We start from the raw sequence: 18938 nt of genomic DNA, 5'->3' as shown, positions 1-18938 counted from the left end.
AGATTAAGTAATATTTTTTTACTTTAATAATTTTCCTTTTAATATATTATCAATATTCTCTATTTGAATACATTGAGAGAAATAATCTTCTACATTACTTGAATGATCTATCACAATAAGCGTCTTTCTTTTCTCTCTTATTTTATTCAAGTAATTTGCTACTGCATCAATTTCTATATTACTTAACCCTTTAAACGGCTCGTCAATGCCAATAACTTTTGCATTAGATTTTGATGCTTTCATAATTTTTATTCGAATATTTTCCCCACCAGATAATGTTTCCGTTGCTTGTCCAATTTGTAAATGTCCTAACATAATTTCCGATGCATTTGTACATATATTTGTAATTGATTTATCAATATCATTAAAAAATTCTATTGCTTCATTTATAGTCATTTTCCAAATATCAAAAATTGATTTATCTTTAATTTTATATTTTTTTAATCTTTTGTTAAAACCTGTTCCTTCACATTCTCTACATTCAATTTTTAAATTTTTGTGATAATCACCACCATACTCAATATATCCAGCTCCTGAGCATACTGGGCACATTCCTTCATTTCCAGTCAAGTTTGAAAAGAACTTTTTATCTTTTTTATACTTCTTTGAATATAATTCTGATATTTTATTTGATAAATCTAACACTGTGGCTACACAAGAGTTTTTATTTCCTAAAATAGGTTTCTGATTTATATACAAATATTTTTCAAAATATTGCGGAAAATACTCTTTTAACAAAGTGGATTTACCTACACCCGAATATCCTGTAATCAAATTCATGCAATTTGCCGCTAACGACAAATCAACACCTTTATATTTATATATATGACTATTTAGAACTATTCTAATTTGTTCCTTTGCAACTTCTGGAGTATATTTTTTTATAGTTCGTTGTTTTTTTAAAAATTTATCAACATCAACTAAATATCCCCCTTCTTTACCACCTTTTTCACCTAAAGCAATTATATTATCTGCTATTTTATAAAACGTATCTCCATGATCTACTAATACTACTGTATGTTTTTTTGATAGATAAATAATATTGTCATAAAGTGACTTCTTTTCATTACCAGATAATCCTGCTAGCGGTTCATCAAGAACAATAATTAAATTAGAAAGTTGTGTTATGAATACTTGAACCATTCTTAATCGTTGCAATTCTCCTCCAGATAATGTAGGTATTGCTCTATGAAAACATAGGTGACCTAAATTCAATTCAATAGCTTTATTTATAAATAATTTAAGATTTTTAATTGTAAAATTAAGCCTATCATCATAAATTTCTTTAGAAATTTCATCTACAATATCTTTTAAATCTGAAAACTCTTTAGACATAAACTCACCTATTGAAATACCATGTACCTTATATTCATCATATTGTTTGCCGTATTTCTTTCCATGGCAATATTCACATTCAAAGTCCGAATAATATGTTTTTCCAATATTATAATTAGGTAACATAGGTATTCCAGTCAACACACCATAATACTTAGATGTTCTTCTTGAAAAAGAATTATTTTTTTTATATCTTACAGAATATTTATCTGCACTTTCTCCATAAAGTATTAATTTTTTTTCTTCTTCATTTAACTCTCTAAAATTTTTTTCACTATCTATATTATATTCTTTACAAAAGTTAACAATCATCTGTGAATAATAATCTTTATATCTATTCCAGCATCTAAACGGAACTTTTTTTAATTGAATATTAAAATCAATTATTTTGTTGTAATCTAGTTTTTTTACAAAGCCAAGCCCATGACAATTTTCACATAAATTACACTCTTTATTAAGAACAAAAAAATCTTCTGAAAGACCTAGCATTACAGCATATATTAATCCTATACTTCTATTTAAACCAAAGTATGTTCCAATAGTCGACCTAATATTATTATTATAATTTGACTGCTTAATTGGAACAGCAGCTACCATATTAGAAAATGAGCTAACTTTATAAGATGGTTCACTTATTTCATCAGCAAACATGGCCATAAATTCATGTTGACCAATTTGCGCAATTGTATCATAAGCCAAAGATGATTTTCCACTGCCAGAAGGTCCTATAATTAAATTGATACCATTTTTTACAAGTTCAATATCAATATTTTTTAAATTATTTGTTTTTATACCTTCAATAACAATGTTATCATTCATTGATATCACCCTTCCTTTATTATTCTATATAAATCTTTTATCAAAAATTCTAAAGTCATTTTTGAGTGGGTACAAAAACGTTCATCTAAATCATGTATTGTATTTCCTTTTTTTATATGCATTGCATTTATAGGACATCCTCCACCACAAATACCAAGAGCTGGGCACTCTTGACACTCGTCTTTATTTATCGGGGTTAATTGAGACCATTCAATAAAATCTTTATGCTTTGATGCATTAAAATCTTTATCATCAATATTCGAAACAAAATACTGTTTATTATGCAAGCATCCATGACAAATTCCAATTTGTCCATTAGGTGCTATTACAATTTGTCCGCCACTAGTTGCCGCACAGTCAGAAAAATAAACTTGTGATTTTGAAAATGATTTTAGTTTTCTCATTATACGATCTTCATATATTCCACGTTTTCTTAATTCAATAAACTCATCAATTATGAATTGAGCAGCTTTTTCATTATACTCTTGTGGAAGCACAAAGTTTTCATCTGACATCATTATATTAAATCCAAATGATTTAATGCCATAATTATCTACAAGTTTAAGAATATCTTTTGTATCTTTTATCGTCTCTTCACTCAATGTTACAGACAAAGATACATCAACACCTATTCTATTACACATATCAAGTGTTTTGAGAATTTTATTATATACCCTATTTCCTGCGAGATCAACTCGCATTGCATTAGCTTCTTCAGTAAATCCATCAACTGAAATTGCAATAGAAACTCCTAGTTTTTTTAATTCAAGAGCTCTTTCTTCACTTAAAAGTAAACCATTAGAGACTACTGACATTTCTAAATTTTTCACACATTTTTCAATATCTCTAAGTCTATTAATTTTCTCAGCCACATAAACCAATACATCATAATTAACAAGAGGTTCACCACCGTAAAAAATAATAACTGGCTTATTTTCTTCAAAATCCATACCAGATAATTTAATCTGATTAATAAAGAAATCAACAGCTTTATCTGCAGTTTCAATTGACATATTTTCTAGAGAAAAATTACTTCTCTTACATGTATCATTATTTCCTAGAAAACAGTATTTACATGCAAGGTTACACTGTTCACTAGTAATTATATAACATACATTTATTGCTGGTTCTGGTATCCTACTTCTTACAAATTTTAAAACTTTATCATCATCTTCTTCTGAATGATTTAAAATTTTAAATTTTACTAATTCATTCACTTCATTTATAATATTTTTTGGTGCATCTTCATAATCATTACAAAAAGGACTTGCAAGCCATTCCTGCAAGTCCTCATAAGCCTTCTTATTTAAATACACCGGTTTCATTCTGAGTGAATGATATAACGCCACATCCTCACCTAAATCATAAACATGAGTATAACGCGATAATCTTACCATTCTATCTCCTCCATTGTATTTATATTTTGGCATCTGCAACAGCAATCATGCCACATAATGTAGTATTTACTGTCTTATATACCTAAAAATTTTAAATTCTAAAAACTGTATCATATCTTGTATTATTTAGACAGTATTACCAGTCAATTTCATCAAAGTCTGGAATATTACGACATGAACATGCACATGTACAAGAATTACAAGCTACGCAAGCACATCTAGCCATTACTGCAACTCCATCACAAATTATTCCAAACATCTTAGCGTATTCTACACTATTTGCAATCATTTTACATTTCCTCCCAATCCACATCTGCTATAATGCCACCAGAACAAGAACAACGGCAATTGCACATACATCCTGTACACTGAGATATGCAAGATGCAGCACTTTGAATTGTATTTTCTGTGATATTACCAAGCATTTTACCATAAGAGTCAACGTTGTAATTAATCATTGTAATTACCTCCTCGTATAGTCTATTAATTACATTATACTACTCAATAATAAAAAGTCAACAATTTACTATTTATATACAAAAATATAATCTATGATAATCTTTAAACTTAACTTTTCTTATTTAATTATAAATATCGAAAAAAGTGTGCCAGACACCAAATTTCATTCGGTATTTAGCACACTTTTTATTATCTAAAGCATTTAAAGTTCAATTTTTATCTTATTCCCATTCTATTGTTCCTGGTGGTTTTGAAGTTATATCATATAGAATAATTGACAAAATAAACGTTGATTTTCTTAGACTTTTAAAAAATAACTTAGGTATTTAACACATATATTTTATATGCTTTAATAGTAACATTTCTTAATATTGTTGTAAATAAAAAAAGAGAGTAAGAAATTAATCCTACTCTCTAAAATTTATCTATTACCGTTTTAAACCAGATAAAGAAGTCTTTGCAACCTCTGAATTATCTTTTAATTTATTATAATATTCTTTAAATACTCTTTCTATCTGCTCCAATTCTACCATCTGATAGTTATACTCATAACCTATATTAGTTATTAATTCAGATACCATTTCAGCAATTATTTCGCTATAATTTTCGTATTCTATCATATATTCTTTAAACGCTTTCATAGTCTTAATATCTCCTTTAATTATAATATTTATTTAATTCTTCTATTTCTGCTTCAAGATCCTTAGCTTCGGCTTTCTTTTCTTCTAACTCTTTCTCATAAAGCTTTATATAGTCACCAGGATATTCAAGTTCTTTTTCTATTGCTACATCTGACATATTATATAAATCAGCTATTAATAATTTTAGTGCATATTCAATCATTTCAACTTCTACAAATTGATATTCGTTATCTAGCCCCATTTCTAACAAATAATGCAGCTGCTCGCACATAATTTTACTATATTCATTAAAATCTAATATGTGTATTTTTTTCATTTTTTATTTATCCTCGCTTTCTATAAAATCTACTTTTTCTAAATAATAATCCATTAATTGATAAACTTCAGCTACATCTTTATTATTTTTAATGTATTCTACAACATAACTTGTTATCATTTCATCGATTGAGTTCTTATATTCTCCTATAAATATATCTCTTTCTTTTAATCTATTTGTTGCTTTATCTAGTATTAGAGTTGTGTCTTTTGGACTTGTACTCAATACTTTTATTTTTTTGCCGTGAGCTTGTTCAACTAAATATCTATCATTGATATGTCTTTCAGCTACATTTTTATTCTTTTCATTTAAAAAAATCATTTCTTTAGCTTTAAAAAATCTTTTAACAACTTCAATAATATCCTCGTTTTTTTCATTAACATAATAATTTATATAGTTAACAAAAAATTCTCTTATTTCCTTTGAAGCTTTTTTTCTCTTTACAATGTCCCGATAAAATTGATAGTCTCTATCTCTTTGGGTTCTTCTGGTGTGCGAACCACAATATATGTACCGTATAGGCTCTAAATCATATTTAGATAACACTTCATCTGGCCCATCTCTAAAATCCCATTTTCTTAAATATGTTGTAGGTTTATATATTGGATAGCCTTTACTTCTTTTGCCGAAGCAATCCTTCGGTATAGTAAATAATTTACCTTTTTCTTTATCGCACCGTCGTTTTATTTGTTCTAAATCATATATCATTTAATACCTCTTTCCGAACAAAATAAGATATTAAAAACTCTCTAAAAATGATATAATATATATGCGAAAATTTTAATTTATTATTCATTTTTAGGAGCAAAAAAATTATCTTTTTTGTTCTTTTTTTTATTATTAAAATTAAAATCAAATTTTTCCACTATTAAGTCCATTCGAGTATATTCTAAAAGTCCATTTGAGTATATTACTTAGTCCAACTTGATATATTACTTAGTCCAAACTTAATAGTATATTATAGTTAATTATAGTTATATTATAGTTAACATTATAGTTAGCATTAAGGTCGAAGAGGTTTTCTAATTATCTTCTATTTTAAATTTATATCTTTTTATATTTTTCCCCTCAACATATTCAAAATAATAACTATAATCAATTAGATCTTTTTCTTTTAAGTTGTCAATATATTTTTTTATAGTCCTGGCTGTATTCGTTTCAGATAATCCAATATTTTTAGCTATATAGCTTAGTTCAATATTTCGCCAGCTATAATCATATAATGTATATCTTAATACTAAATAAACCTTTATTTCATTACTTGTTAATGTTAAAAGCTTTTCTATTTCTTTATCAGATAATAGAACAAAATTATTTTCTAACTCGTTAAATTTATATATTTGTTTTAGTTCTAAATTATCATTTAATATTGTATCTTTTTCAACTAGATTAAATTTTAAAAATTTTCTAACTAATTTGTTCAAATTACCTTTACTAGTATTTAACTTTTCCGTCAAATAGTCTTTATTTGAATAATAGTTAATGTTATAGATGTATCTGTAATTTTCCTCTGGATAATAAGTGCTATCTTTAAAAAAAGTTAAATAAGTCCTATAATCAACATCTTTATTTGTCATATATTCAACTTTTGTTGATATAGGGTATATAGTTGAATTATTTCACCGTTTATTCATGCTTTTCACCTCCTATATTTCATTTAATATTCGTGTTTTCCTCCCTTCATCTACTATATTAATCTATAGTATAAAAGATTTCAAGTGATTTATTTTTAATAAATATATTGACTTGCCAGGCGTCTATTATTAAAATTAACTAGATTATTTTAAATATAAACCAAATCAAAAACATTGATATTTCAATATTTTTAAGCTATAAAAATCTACCTACTGCTTTATTTCGCATATTTATTTTTTTAGGTTTTTTATAAAAATACCCCCGTTATTATATAGTTCGTGTTTTAGACATAAATATACAATTATAACACTTTAATATTCGTATTTTGTTAACCCGGTTTTATATTAATATTAACCTCATATTATCAATATAAAATAAAGAATGTTTATTTATTAATATTTTCATTCACTCATACAGATAATATATTATTATCTGCCAGGACAAATATAATACGTTTGTGATACAAACTTTATAATTTATTTGTATTGTTGTTGTAGAATGTTTTAGAACTAAAAAATTTTTTTTAATAAAGTTATTGTATTTTATAGATTTTAGACAACTACAACATCAATAAAATTATTATTTTATTCTTTTAAATCAATTCTAAAATTTTAAAGGTATAAACACAAGCTGAAGTATTTAAAACTTCTTAAAATCGATTTTACGAGCTTGTTTTGTTGCTGCTAGTCAATAAAAAAGAGAAACTATTATAGTTCCTCTCTTAATTCTTTCTTATATTTATAATAGGTATTGCGTGATAGTCCAACAAGTTTCATTACTTCAACATCTGATAAAGTACCTTTAAAGTCTTTTGAGTACTTAACTATATCCTCTTTAGCTTTAAAAGACTTTTTAACTACTAATTTTTTACCTTCAGCTTGTCCGATCTGTTTACCTTGTTGTCTGGCTGTCTCAATACCTTCTTTAGTTCTTTCTCTTAAATCATTCACTTCCTTTTCAGACTGTTCAAAAGCTATTTTTATCTGTTCTTTAGCTAAAGTTATTAAATACTTATTAACTCCTATCAATATATCATCTACAGCTGTATTAGTCATTTGTATATTATTATTTAAAGCTTTTTTGTATGTTGTAGTATTAATATAACTTTCTTTTAAAAATACAAGTTCTATACCTTTATCATATAATTCAAAATATAGTTCTGTACCTTCTTCAGCATTTCTACTCATTCTACTAACACTATCAAATACAATTGTATCTCCTTCCTTAGCAGCTTTAAGAAGTTTCTTAAATTCTTTTCTACCACTAACTTTAGTACCAGTATATGCTTCTTGATAGATTATTGCGTTATTATCATAATTTAATATATTTCTTATCTGTCTTTCTATAGATTGTTTTTTAGTACTTATTCTTGCATAACCGTAAGTAGTCATTTTCTTGTCCTCTTTTCTATTTTTAGTATTAATTCTGACGAACGTTAATTTTGACACTTTAATATTAACCGATTTAATACTATATGTCAATACTTTTAATACTAATTTGCATAAGGTTAAAATTAATACTACTTTTAATACTATAAACTAGATACTTAATGATAATCTTTATCAATTAGTTAATAGGGGATATTTTCATAATTGGAGTGAGTTTATTTTGTGCTAGAACATTATTAGTTGATTTATTTTTATCTCTCAAGCTTTAGATCCTTTAAAAGATTTTATTTAACATTCATAAATTTTTTTATCTCAAAAAAATATATCTCGAAGTGGTATAAATTGAGCTGCTGAGCTGCTACAAAAAAAGAGAGTGTTTAAACTCTCTTTCTAATATTTATTTAAAGAATTTTTTCTTTTTTGTTGGTTTTGGTGCTATATCATCTATGATATTAACTATATCTCTAGGAGATGCGTTATAATATCTGTTTAATTCTTTCATAGTTGTATGACCGGTTATTTTTTTGAGTATCAAAGGACTAACATTTTGATTTACAGCATTGGTAATGAATGTATGTCTAAATAGATGAATTGAATATTTATTTACACCTCTTTTAAGATTATAATCTTTTATAGATTTTTGAACAGCTGTCTGAGATATTTTTTCACCGAACACATTACAAAATAAATATTCTTCACTTTCCCCACCTCTATATTCAAAATAATCTTGTAGTGCTTCCATTAAAGCCATTGATATGGGTAGTATTCTACTTTTTTTATTTTTGGTATCATTTAGTGTTATTGTTCTATCTATCATATTTACATTTTTTATTTTTAATTCTCTCAATTCTCTTAATCTAATGCCAGTACTGGCAAAAGTTATTATCATAGCCCACGTTCTAATTTCAACAAAATTTCTTGATTTTGGTTTTTCTAATAATTTATCTAGTTCTTCAGCTGTATAAATTTCTTTAACTTTTTCTTGTTCTTCAGCTGTTGGAAATTCAAAATCACTATAGATGTATCCTTTTCTATAACCATATTTAATTATAGGAGATAGGTTTCTTATGTAACTATTTAAAGTTGTACCATTTGTTAAACCTTTTTTATCTCTTAGATATAATAGATATTCTTCTATTAGATGTATATCTATATCCTCACATAAAAAGTTTTTTCCAATAAATTCAAGAAAATATTTTGAATGATATTTATATGCTTTAATTGTATATTCTGAACGGTTCAAAGCCTTGCTATATCTTAGATATTCTTCCAATAATTCTTCAAATGTTTTTCTTGTTACCTTCTTTTCACTAAATAATCGTTTCTGTTTGATGTCTTTACTCATGATGTTTAACCTCCCTAATGTCAAACACCTAAATCAATCAAAAAAGTGTGCTGAATGTAAATATTATATAAATACATCAAGCACACTTTTTATTATCTAAAGCATTTAAAGTTCAATTTTTATCTTATTCCCATTCTATTGTTCCTGGTGGTTTTGAAGTTATATCATAGACTACTCTATTAGCACCTTCAACCTCATTTACTATCCTATTTGAGATTTTTTCAAGAACGTCGTAAGGCATTTTGTACCAATCTGAAGTCATACCATCTGAAGAACTAACAGCTCTTATACCTACAAGGTATGCGTAAGTTCTTTCATCTCCCATAACACCAACAGTCTTAACATCTGGAAGTGTAGCAAATGCTTGCCATATATCTTTGTATAATCCAGCTTTCTTTAACTCTTCCATATATATAGCATCTGCTTCTCTTAATATGTCACATTTTTCTTTTGTAACTTCACCGATAACTCTTATACCAAGACCTGGTCCTGGGAATGGATGTCTGTATATAAGGTCTTCATCTATTCCAAGCTCTAAACCTATTCTTCTAACTTCATCTTTGAATAATTCTCTTAATGGTTCTATTATTTCCTGGAAATCAACATCTTCAGGAAGTCCACCAACGTTGTGGTGAGATTTTATAGTAGCTGCACCGTTTCCGTGTCCACTTTCTATAACGTCAGCATATATTGTTCCCTGTACAAGGAAGTCCATTTTTCCTAGTTTTTCTGATTCTTCTTCGAATACTCTTATGAACTCTTCACCTATTATTTTTCTTTTTCTTTCAGGTTCTGTAACACCTTTTAATTTAGATAAGAATCTATCTTCAGCATTAACTCTTATTAAGTTCATGTCGAATTTATCTCTGAATATTCTTTCTACATCGTCACCTTCATCTTTTCTAAGTAGACCGTGGTCAACGAATACACAAGTTAGGTTATCACCTATTGCTCTGTGCATTAATACAGCTGCAACAGATGAGTCAACTCCTCCACTTAATCCGCAAAGAGCTTTTCTATCTCCAACTTTTTCTTTTATTTCTTTTATTTTATCTTCTATGAATGAATCTGTAGTCCAGTCACCTTTTACTTTACATATATTGTATAAGAAGTTTCTTAAAACTTTATCTCCGTCTAAGCAATGTTCAACTTCTGGGTGGAACTGAACTCCATATATATTTCTTTCAACGTTCTGCATAGCAGCTATTGGACAATCAGCAGTATAAGCTATTACTTCGAACCCTGCTGGTAATTCAGATATGTAGTCAGTGTGGCTCATCCATACTGAGTTAGTGTTTATTCCTTCGAATAAAGCAGATTCTTTATAAGTTATTTCAGTTTTTCCGTATTCTTTCTGCTGTTTTCCACCTTTTTCAACTTTTCCGCCTAAAAGATGAGCTATTAACTGATCTCCGTAGCATATACCTAACACTGGTACACCTAATTCAAATATTTCAGTAGATATAGTTGGTGAATCTGGTAAGTATGCACTGTTAGGTCCACCTGTGAATATTATCCCTGTAGGGTTTTTAGCTTTTATTTTTTCGATGTCAGTTGTGCATGGAAGTATTTCACAGTACACATTGTTATCTCTTACTCTTCTAGCTATCAGCTGGTTGTACTGACCACCGAAGTCTATGACTAGTACTAATTCATGTTTCATATTTTGTTTCTCCTTATATAAATTTTTATTTTTTACACAATTATTATTATAATATATCTATTATACTTTAATTTCCCAACAATTAAAAGATTTATCATTAAATTGTCAACTTATATCCTTATATTTTTTAACTTTATTTCATAAAAACTTCATATTTTTTTCATAAAAAAAGATATTAATCCAATTTTAAGTTATTATATTTAAAATCGACTAATACCTTTTACTAACTTCTTTTAGTTTTACTATTTTTCATCTACAACTTTTCTAAGAATCATAAAGAATAGTATTATTCCTATTGCCATAACTATGTGCGCAAGTCCTGCTATTCCAGATATAGATGCGTTCATCGCTGTACTAAGTGCCATATATTTTACCTGAGTCACACCTCTAACTAAAAGCATAATTACCATTCCTATTAGCCCTACATTGTAAATTACAAAGAACTTATTTATTCTTTTGTCTGAAGATATTTTAAACTGTTTTTCTAAAAGTGCAACCACTAAGAAGAATATCATTCCAAGTACAAATAAATGTACATGTACCTTTCCAAGTGCTGTTACACCAACAAATTGATTAAACTTTGTAAACTCTCTGTAGAATACTCCACCTATCATTGCAAGTATTGCATATAAAAAAGATGTGTTTATAAATTTCTTTTCCATCATAAAAATCCTCCATTCAAGCTATTTGATTAAATCGTACAATCAAATGCAATATACTTATACTAGTATATTACCCAGCTAAATGGAGGATAAACAAATTTTATTTTATACTATAATGTTTTTTATATTTAAATATTTTTAAGAGGTATTTTGCTATATATAATTTTGTATTTAAATCTAAAAACTCATTACATCATTCCTGGCATTCCACCTGCCATAGGATCAGCTTCTTTTTCTGGTATATCTGCAACAGCTGCTTCTGTTGTTAAGAATACACCTGCTATAGATGCAGCATTCTGTAAAGCTGTTCTACTAACTTTAGTAGGGTCAACTATACCAGCATCTATCATATTTACATATTCTTCGTTTAATGCATCAAATCCTACATGAAGGTCTGCATCCATTACATTTTTAACTATAACTGCACCTTCAAGTCCAGCATTTATAGCTATCTGTCTTAATGGTTCTTCAAGAGCTTTTCTTATTATATTAGCACCTAGTTTTTCTTCACCTTCTAGTGAATTAACTAGCTCTTCTACTGCTGGTATTACGCTTACAAGTGCAGTACCACCACCAGCTACTATACCTTCTTCAACAGCTGCTTTTGTAGCATTTAAAGCATCTTCTATTCTTAATTTCTTTTCTTTCATTTCAACTTCTGTAGCAGCACCTACTCTAACAACCGCAACACCACCAGCAAGTTTTGCTAATCTTTCCTGAAGTTTTTCTCTATCAAAATCAGAAGTTGTCTGGTCTATCATGTATCTTATCTGATTTATTCTTTCGTCTATTGCTTCTTTAAATCCAGCTCCACCTACTATTGTAGTAGCTTCTTTTGTAACTTTAACTGATGCTGCATTACCAAGCATGTAAAGTTCTGTATCTTTTAAATCATATCCTAGTTCATCAGATATTACCTGAGCACCTGTTAATGTAGCTATATCTCCTAGCATATCTTTTCTTCTATCACCAAATCCTGGAGCCTTAACAGCTACAACATCAAATGTTCCTCTTAATTTATTAACTACTAATGTAGATAATGCTTCACCTTCTACATCGTCGGCTATTATTAATAATTTTCTTCCCTGCTGAACTATCTGTTCAAGTATAGGTAATATTTCCTGTATGTTAGATATTTTCTTATCTGTTATTAATATGTATGGATTGTCTAAAACAGCTTCCATTTTATCTACATCTGTTACCATGTAAGCTGATACGAATCCTCTGTCAAACTGCATACCTTCAACAGCGTCTAATTCAGTGTGCATAGTTTTTGATTCTTCAACTGTTATAACACCATCTTTACCAACTATTTCCATAGCTTCAGCTAATAATTTACCAACTTCTTCATCTCCTGAAGAAACTGATGCAACCTGAGATATTTCTTCTTTAGTAGATATATCTTTTGAATGAGCTTTTAACTGTTCAACTGCAACATCTACAGCTTTCTGTATACCTTTTCTTAAAAGAACTGGGTTAGATCCTGCTGTTACGTTTTTTAAACCTTCTCTGATTATTGCCTGAGCAAGTACTGTAGCTGTTGTAGTACCATCTCCTGCTATATCATTAGTTTTAACTGCAACTTCTTTAACTAGCTGTGCACCCATATTTTCAAATCTATCTTCAAGTTCTATTTCTTTTGCTATTGTTACACCGTCATTAGTTATAAGTGGAGTTCCAAATTTTTTATCAAGTATTACATTTCTTCCTTTTGGTCCCATTGTAACCTTAACTGTATCTGCTAATTTATTTACTCCTGCTGCTAATGCTTTTCTTGTATCTTCTGAGAATTTTATTTCTTTTGCCATTTTAACTACCTCCCCAAATTAAAACAAATATTATAAAATTAAATCGTTTAAATCTAATCTTTAATTAAATTTGAATTTAATTCTGTTAATCAAATCTTTTAACCACGCTTCTATAATTTTAATTATTCTAATACTGCTAATATATCTGCTTCTTTTATTATTATGTATTCTTCACCTTCAACTTTAACTTCTGTTCCTGCGTATTTAGAATATATAACCTTATCACCTTTTTTAAGTTCCATTTTTATTTCTTTACCGTCTACTATTCCACCTGGTCCGACTTCTATTACTTCAGCTATCTGAGGCTGTTCTTTTGCTGCACCTGCAAGTATTATTCCGCTTGCAGTTTTTTCTTCTGCCTCTGCTCTTTTTATTACTACTCTGTCTGCTAATGGTCTTATTTTCATTATTAGCGCCTCCTATTTTATATACATCAATTTATAAGTTTAATCGCTTATTTTTTCTTTAGCACTCTAAGACTATGAGTGCTAACAATTATTATAATATACCTTTTATTTTTATTTTTCAATACCTTATAAGCAAATTTTTATCCTTTATTTACAACTATTAATAACTACTTTTCATACTATTTTCCTATACCTAATTCTCTAGCATAATAGAACAGATACTGCTGTGCATATCCAGCTATATCACCAAATTTTTCAAGAGCAAATTTTCTCATCTTAGGTAGACTCATATCTTCTTCAATATAGAATTCCTGCATAACTCTCTTTACCCAAACATCCACTGGGAACGTATCTATCTTCTGCATTCCAAATAATGCTATGCAATCGCAAACTTTTGGACCAACTCCATTAAATTTTTTAAGCTCTTTACAGCAATCTTCTGTACTAAGTTTTCTAAAGTCTTTAACATCTAGTCCAAGCTCTACAACTGATTCACATGTACTCTTTATGTATTTATCTCTAAATCCAGTTTTACACTCTCTTATCTCTTCCTGTGTAGCCTTGTTTAGCTCTTCAGGTGTTGGAAATGCGTAGTATTTATTTCCTCTGTATTCTCCTATGAATTTTCCATATCTTTCAGATAGATTTTCTATAGCTCTCTGTATCATAGGTATTCTGTTGTTTGAAGATATTATAAATGATATAAGCATCTCCCAACTGTCCTGTCTAAGTATTCTGATTCCCCATCCAAAATCTACGGCTTTATCTAGATATTCATCGAATTCTTTAAGAGTGCTTTTTATTTTTCCATAATCTGTGTCCATGTCGAAGTAGTCACGCCATATATTTTCGTAGTCCTCTTTTGTTGTATTATCTATAGTTACATTGTTTCCTTCTCTTTTTACGTTAATCACTTTCCCCATAGCAACACCTGTGTATGATCCGTCTTCTTCTGCTTTCCATCTGAAGCACTGACCACATTCGAATATATGCTTTGGATCAAAGTCTTCCACATTTTCTAATATTATTCCATTTTCTTTTTCTATAATATTCATAATCCACCTCTTAAGTTCTTATTTTATATATAGTTTAATAAAAAAAGAAGAAACTATCAATAATATAGAATTATATCTATAATATTGATTAGATTCTTCTTTAAATAATTCTCTTATTATTAAACTTGTTCATTATATTCCCATTATTCTTTGATATACATCATTAAGATATGTCCATATTGAATCTGTAGACTTATATGTTTTTCCATTATCCTTATCTTTTACATTTAATACAAAATATTTATCTTTGTCTCTATCAAAAAATACTTTGAAATTATAATTTCCTGTTTCGCTATTTGTACTATCCATGTTAATTAATGTTCCATTGTCATAGGATTCAACTTCGTATATATCATAATTATACATTACTTCTGATATAGTGGTTGTTGCACCTCCCCACCGACATATAGAATTTAAAAAATTGTTCATATCATCATCGTATACTGTACAACTTCCACCAGATGGTAAATCAGAAGAATATGTGTATATATTTGATTTCTTTTCTTCTTCCTCTTCTACTTCTTCATCTTTTTTTATTTTGACAAATTCTTTCTTCAATTCTTTATTCTCTTTCTCAAGAGCTGATAATTCTTTTTCCATTTCTATGTGCTCTGATACACTACATTTTGGAGCTGTTTTTCCTCCTATAAAGAAACCTACACCTAAAAATATTAATGCTAGTATAGCAAATATAATTATTGTAGAAATATTTTTATTTCCTTTATTCATTTATTTACATCTCCTTTAATATATTAATATCTAGATACTTCTGTAATCATATTTAAAATATTTCTAACTTCTTCTGGTTTATCGCTGAAAGAATCCTTATATCTAGCTGCATTAATAAAGTACCTTTCTTCCTCTGGGTTACATTCTGCATATATTTCATAATTTATCATTTCATCCTCATAATATATACTTATTAAACCTTTATTATCTGGAGTAACCTCATAAGTTACAATACTAGCCCCAGGAAACATATCTGTCATTATTACACCTGTATCAAGATATTCACTTTGTTTAAAACTACTTTCAAATATTCCATTTTTTAATTTGAAATATCCACCTGGATATCCATTATAGCTATTAATTTTTTTATTTGTTTCTTTGTCTTTTGCTTTATTTTCTTCTTTGTCTTCCTTTTGTGCTTCTTCTCCTTTTTCTGCATTTATATAATTAGATAACTTATTATTTTCATCTTTTATAGAAGAAATTTTATCTTTTAGGTCGTCATGACTTGAATTAACACAAGCAGGAGCCACTTTTCTTCCCATAAAAAATCCTACACTCAAAAAAACTATTAAAATTATACCTACTACTCCTATTGTAGCAATTTTATTATTTTCTTCGTTTTTCATTATATATTACCCCTTCAATTTATTTTAATTTCCGCATGAGAAACATATTCCTGGTGTATCACTTTCAAATTCAAATAAACTATTTCCACAATTTTGACATGTTGGATATGACTCAAGACAACTTATATGAACTGTATATCCTATTCCATGTAGATGTTCTAAATTATCAAGAGAGTCCTGTTTTCCACATATAGCACATGTTCCCATCTTTTCGTTTGATGTAGTTTCTGCCTCAGAATCGTCTCTATCTTCATTTGGTGTTTCTTTTACTTCTTCCTCTTCTTTTATTATTTCTGGCTTTTCAACTGCCCAAGTAGTTTCTTCTTCACAAACTGAACAAACTTTTTTAAGTTCATTAGATTCTGAACCGCATTTTGCACAATATACCTTTATTTCTTGTTTAGGTTCTTCCTTAACAACTGCTTCCTCACTTTTTTTATTACAAGCCATTAGACTTGCGCTAATTATCATACTCATTATTAAAACACATAATTTTTTCATAAAATATCCTCCCTAATTGATAACTTTTAATAAAAAGCACTTGCTTAAATTACACATCTATTGTTGAATAATTTAAACAAGTGCTATAAATCTTTATTTAATACTTTTTATACTTAATTATAGCTGCATATAAACCCCTAGATCTTCATATTCTCCTATTTCTGGATTATATGCTGATAAGAATATGTTTCCTGTCATTTCATATTCAAATTTCATTTCTAAATTATATCCATCAACATCTGCTTCAATAATATATATATATGTTCCCTCATCGTAATCTGATTTTATAACTTTATACGAATATCCATTTATACTATTTTTTGTCACTTCTAGCTTATCACCAGTAAAATCATTTATCCATGTTCCATAACATTTTTCAAATCCATTTTTCATAGGGCTTTCTGTTAATAATGAAGATGGTTCAAATTTTCCTTTTTCCTCATTATATTTACAGAACATTACCCCTAATTCTGTCATGCCATCTATTTTATATTTTTTTACAGAGTTACCTTCATATACTTCAAATACACATTTATATTTATCTGGTGTACTGATTACCTTGCAAGGATGTCCATTAAATGTATCTTTTGTAAAAACTATTTTTTTGTTGTTATCATTTATATCATACCAAGCATTTTTACAGTATAAGCTCTGTATTCTTTTGCCTGTTTTTATTTTTCCCTTTTGAATATTATTTGCCTCCGCAAATGCTTTTTCATTTCCATTTCCGCCTACCTGAACTATCTTTTTAAACTTTTTACCATTAAAAATTCCCTTCTGTGATAAAGCTAACTCATTTGAAGCAATAAGCACAGGTGATTTTTCTTTTGCAGCTAATACTCCTACAGCTAGCGCATCTACAAGTTGGCTTGAACTTTTACTTCCATCTTTTGCTACATATATGTTGTTTAAATTCTTTGCACTATAGAACTTATTTATTACTTTAGCATTAGTTATATTTCTATTTCCCCCACTTATTCTTTCAGGATTAGGTAATGAATTCTGCACACTCTGAGAAACTGCAGCAGTCCCACCTATTATATAAGATTTTTTTATTCCTTCTTTTTTTATAAACTCTTTTGAAGCATTTATCCCTGATTTTTTATTAGATAAAATTATAGCCATATTATTTTGTGCTGCAGCTGCTGAAACACTAACCGCATCTGCTAAACCAGTCACACCATTTACTACTGCGACTTCTTTTATATCTACTTTTTCAGATAGTTTTTCTGCTATTTTTATAGCTGTTTCTTCTCTTGTATTACCTTTTATTCTTTCTACATTATATCCTTCTGATGATAAATTTTCTTCAATATTACTTGGAAGAACTGCTTCTCCACCTATAATATATACATTTTTTACTCCAAGTCTTTCAAGTTCTGCTTTTGTTTTAGCATTTAAGCTATTTTTTCCAGTAAGAAGTATTGGTGCATTTATATTTTTTGCAAATGGTGTTGCTGCAAGTGCATCTGCTATTGCAGAATCATTTACTATTATTGCGTTTTCTGCACTTTTCCATCCCTTCTGACTTATTTTAACCGCTGTTTCATGTCTTCCACTTCCTATTATTTTATCGGCTGTTGCTGCTTCACTTGTAGATGATACTGAAGCTACCATTCCAACAGACATTACTGCAGCCATTGATACACTTAAACCTTTTTTTAGACTCATTATAAATCACCTCATTTTAATAATTGTAGTATCTTGTTTCTGTATCATTATTTGATACCTCATAAGCTAATTTAAATTTTAAATTTTTTCATCCTCTCTTAATAATGATAAATACATATAATTGCCCCCTTATAAAAAAATTATTAATTAAAAAAGCACAAAGTAACCATATATTAATATATAGTTTCTCTGTGCTTTACTATCAAATCATTATTTTTTGCACCAAAAGAAAGAGGCATAAATCTTATCTGTCTCTCTTTTAATATATAAATATCTTTCAAAATAAAAAGCATTTCTGTCATCTTCCTTCTTATGATTTTGGTTTATATTAAAATTATATCAAAAATACAATCACTTTTAAACCTTTCATACTAAAATATCATCTATTTTTTTATAATTTTATTTATTTTTATAATATTTTATTTTATTACTAATATATTTTAAAATATTTATATATGTTATAATATACTAGAATTTC

The 18938-nt window shown here is 28.0% G+C and carries 19 protein-coding genes; all 19 read right to left on the bottom strand.

Going from position 1 to position 18938, the window contains the following annotated elements; all coding sequences use genetic code 11:
- Positions 1 to 18: 18 nt before the first annotated feature.
- The 19 genes from ACK2WO_RS03365 to ACK2WO_RS03275 all read right to left on the bottom strand — a co-directional run bounded on the left by ACK2WO_RS03365 (position 19) and on the right by ACK2WO_RS03275 (position 18460).
- Complete coding sequence (locus tag ACK2WO_RS03365) at positions 19 to 2154, bottom strand: ATP-binding cassette domain-containing protein (protein WP_414698345.1); 2136 nt, start codon at positions 2152 to 2154, stop codon at positions 19 to 21.
- A gap of 5 nt (positions 2155 to 2159) precedes the next feature.
- Positions 2160 to 3596: a FibroRumin system radical SAM peptide maturase gene (locus ACK2WO_RS03360; protein ID WP_414698344.1), complete on the bottom strand. Its 1437-nt coding sequence runs from the start codon at positions 3594 to 3596 to the stop codon at positions 2160 to 2162.
- Positions 3597 to 3687: 91 nt separating this feature from the next.
- Positions 3688 to 3840, bottom strand: coding sequence for a FibroRumin family radical SAM-modified Cys-rich RiPP (locus ACK2WO_RS03355; protein ID WP_414698343.1), 153 nt, complete (start codon positions 3838 to 3840; stop codon positions 3688 to 3690).
- A gap of 1 nt (position 3841) precedes the next feature.
- The gene (locus ACK2WO_RS03350) at positions 3842 to 4009 is read right to left on the bottom strand and encodes a FibroRumin family radical SAM-modified Cys-rich RiPP (protein ID WP_414698342.1); all 168 of its coding nucleotides are present in this window, start codon (positions 4007 to 4009) and stop codon (positions 3842 to 3844) included.
- Positions 4010 to 4438: 429 nt separating this feature from the next.
- Positions 4439 to 4651: a hypothetical protein gene (locus ACK2WO_RS03345; RefSeq protein WP_414698341.1), complete on the bottom strand. Its 213-nt coding sequence runs from the start codon at positions 4649 to 4651 to the stop codon at positions 4439 to 4441.
- A 16-nt stretch (positions 4652 to 4667) separates the two neighbouring features.
- Positions 4668 to 4967 (bottom strand): hypothetical protein, encoded by a 300-nt coding sequence (locus tag ACK2WO_RS03340; protein ID WP_414698340.1) that lies wholly within the window; start codon positions 4965 to 4967, stop codon positions 4668 to 4670.
- A 3-nt stretch (positions 4968 to 4970) separates the two neighbouring features.
- Positions 4971 to 5675, bottom strand: coding sequence for a hypothetical protein (locus ACK2WO_RS03335; RefSeq protein WP_414698339.1), 705 nt, complete (start codon positions 5673 to 5675; stop codon positions 4971 to 4973).
- 314 nt (positions 5676 to 5989) lie between these two features.
- The gene (locus tag ACK2WO_RS03330) at positions 5990 to 6544 is read right to left on the bottom strand and encodes a hypothetical protein (RefSeq protein WP_414698338.1); all 555 of its coding nucleotides are present in this window, start codon (positions 6542 to 6544) and stop codon (positions 5990 to 5992) included.
- A 765-nt stretch (positions 6545 to 7309) separates the two neighbouring features.
- A complete protein-coding gene (locus ACK2WO_RS03325) occupies positions 7310 to 7993 on the bottom strand; it encodes a recombinase family protein (RefSeq protein WP_414698337.1) in 684 nt (227 codons plus the stop codon).
- A 394-nt stretch (positions 7994 to 8387) separates the two neighbouring features.
- Positions 8388 to 9335: a tyrosine-type recombinase/integrase gene (locus ACK2WO_RS03320; RefSeq protein WP_414698336.1), complete on the bottom strand. Its 948-nt coding sequence runs from the start codon at positions 9333 to 9335 to the stop codon at positions 8388 to 8390.
- Positions 9336 to 9459: 124 nt separating this feature from the next.
- Positions 9460 to 10998: a glutamine-hydrolyzing GMP synthase gene (guaA, locus tag ACK2WO_RS03315; protein ID WP_178411269.1), complete on the bottom strand. Its 1539-nt coding sequence runs from the start codon at positions 10996 to 10998 to the stop codon at positions 9460 to 9462.
- Between the two features lie 242 nt (positions 10999 to 11240).
- On the bottom strand, positions 11241 to 11663 hold the full coding sequence (locus ACK2WO_RS03310) for a DUF2871 domain-containing protein (RefSeq protein ID WP_414698335.1): 423 nt from the start codon (positions 11661 to 11663) through the stop codon (positions 11241 to 11243).
- A gap of 185 nt (positions 11664 to 11848) precedes the next feature.
- Complete coding sequence (gene groL / locus ACK2WO_RS03305; protein WP_178411267.1) at positions 11849 to 13468, bottom strand: chaperonin GroEL; 1620 nt, start codon at positions 13466 to 13468, stop codon at positions 11849 to 11851.
- A 122-nt stretch (positions 13469 to 13590) separates the two neighbouring features.
- Positions 13591 to 13875 (bottom strand): co-chaperone GroES, encoded by a 285-nt coding sequence (groES, locus tag ACK2WO_RS03300; protein WP_178411266.1) that lies wholly within the window; start codon positions 13873 to 13875, stop codon positions 13591 to 13593.
- Positions 13876 to 14054: 179 nt separating this feature from the next.
- On the bottom strand, positions 14055 to 14930 hold the full coding sequence (locus ACK2WO_RS03295; protein ID WP_414698334.1) for a DNA-3-methyladenine glycosylase family protein: 876 nt from the start codon (positions 14928 to 14930) through the stop codon (positions 14055 to 14057).
- Positions 14931 to 15062: 132 nt separating this feature from the next.
- Entirely contained in the window at positions 15063 to 15659 is a 597-nt protein-coding gene (locus ACK2WO_RS03290; RefSeq protein ID WP_414698333.1) for a hypothetical protein, read from the bottom strand.
- A gap of 23 nt (positions 15660 to 15682) precedes the next feature.
- Positions 15683 to 16288 carry a hypothetical protein gene (locus ACK2WO_RS03285; RefSeq protein ID WP_414698332.1) on the bottom strand — a complete coding sequence of 202 codons (606 nt, stop codon included), beginning with the start codon at positions 16286 to 16288 and terminating at the stop codon, positions 15683 to 15685.
- A gap of 24 nt (positions 16289 to 16312) precedes the next feature.
- Positions 16313 to 16789 carry a hypothetical protein gene (locus tag ACK2WO_RS03280; protein WP_414698331.1) on the bottom strand — a complete coding sequence of 159 codons (477 nt, stop codon included), beginning with the start codon at positions 16787 to 16789 and terminating at the stop codon, positions 16313 to 16315.
- Positions 16790 to 16906: 117 nt separating this feature from the next.
- Positions 16907 to 18460 (bottom strand): cell wall-binding repeat-containing protein, encoded by a 1554-nt coding sequence (locus ACK2WO_RS03275; protein WP_414698330.1) that lies wholly within the window; start codon positions 18458 to 18460, stop codon positions 16907 to 16909.
- Between the last annotated feature and the right edge of the window lie 478 nt (positions 18461 to 18938).

Source organism: Peptacetobacter sp. AB845 (genome assembly GCF_047528295.1).
In the GTDB taxonomy this organism is placed as follows: domain Bacteria; phylum Bacillota; class Clostridia; order Peptostreptococcales; family Peptostreptococcaceae; genus Peptacetobacter.
This window is presented reverse-complemented; position numbering and strand designations above follow the sequence as displayed.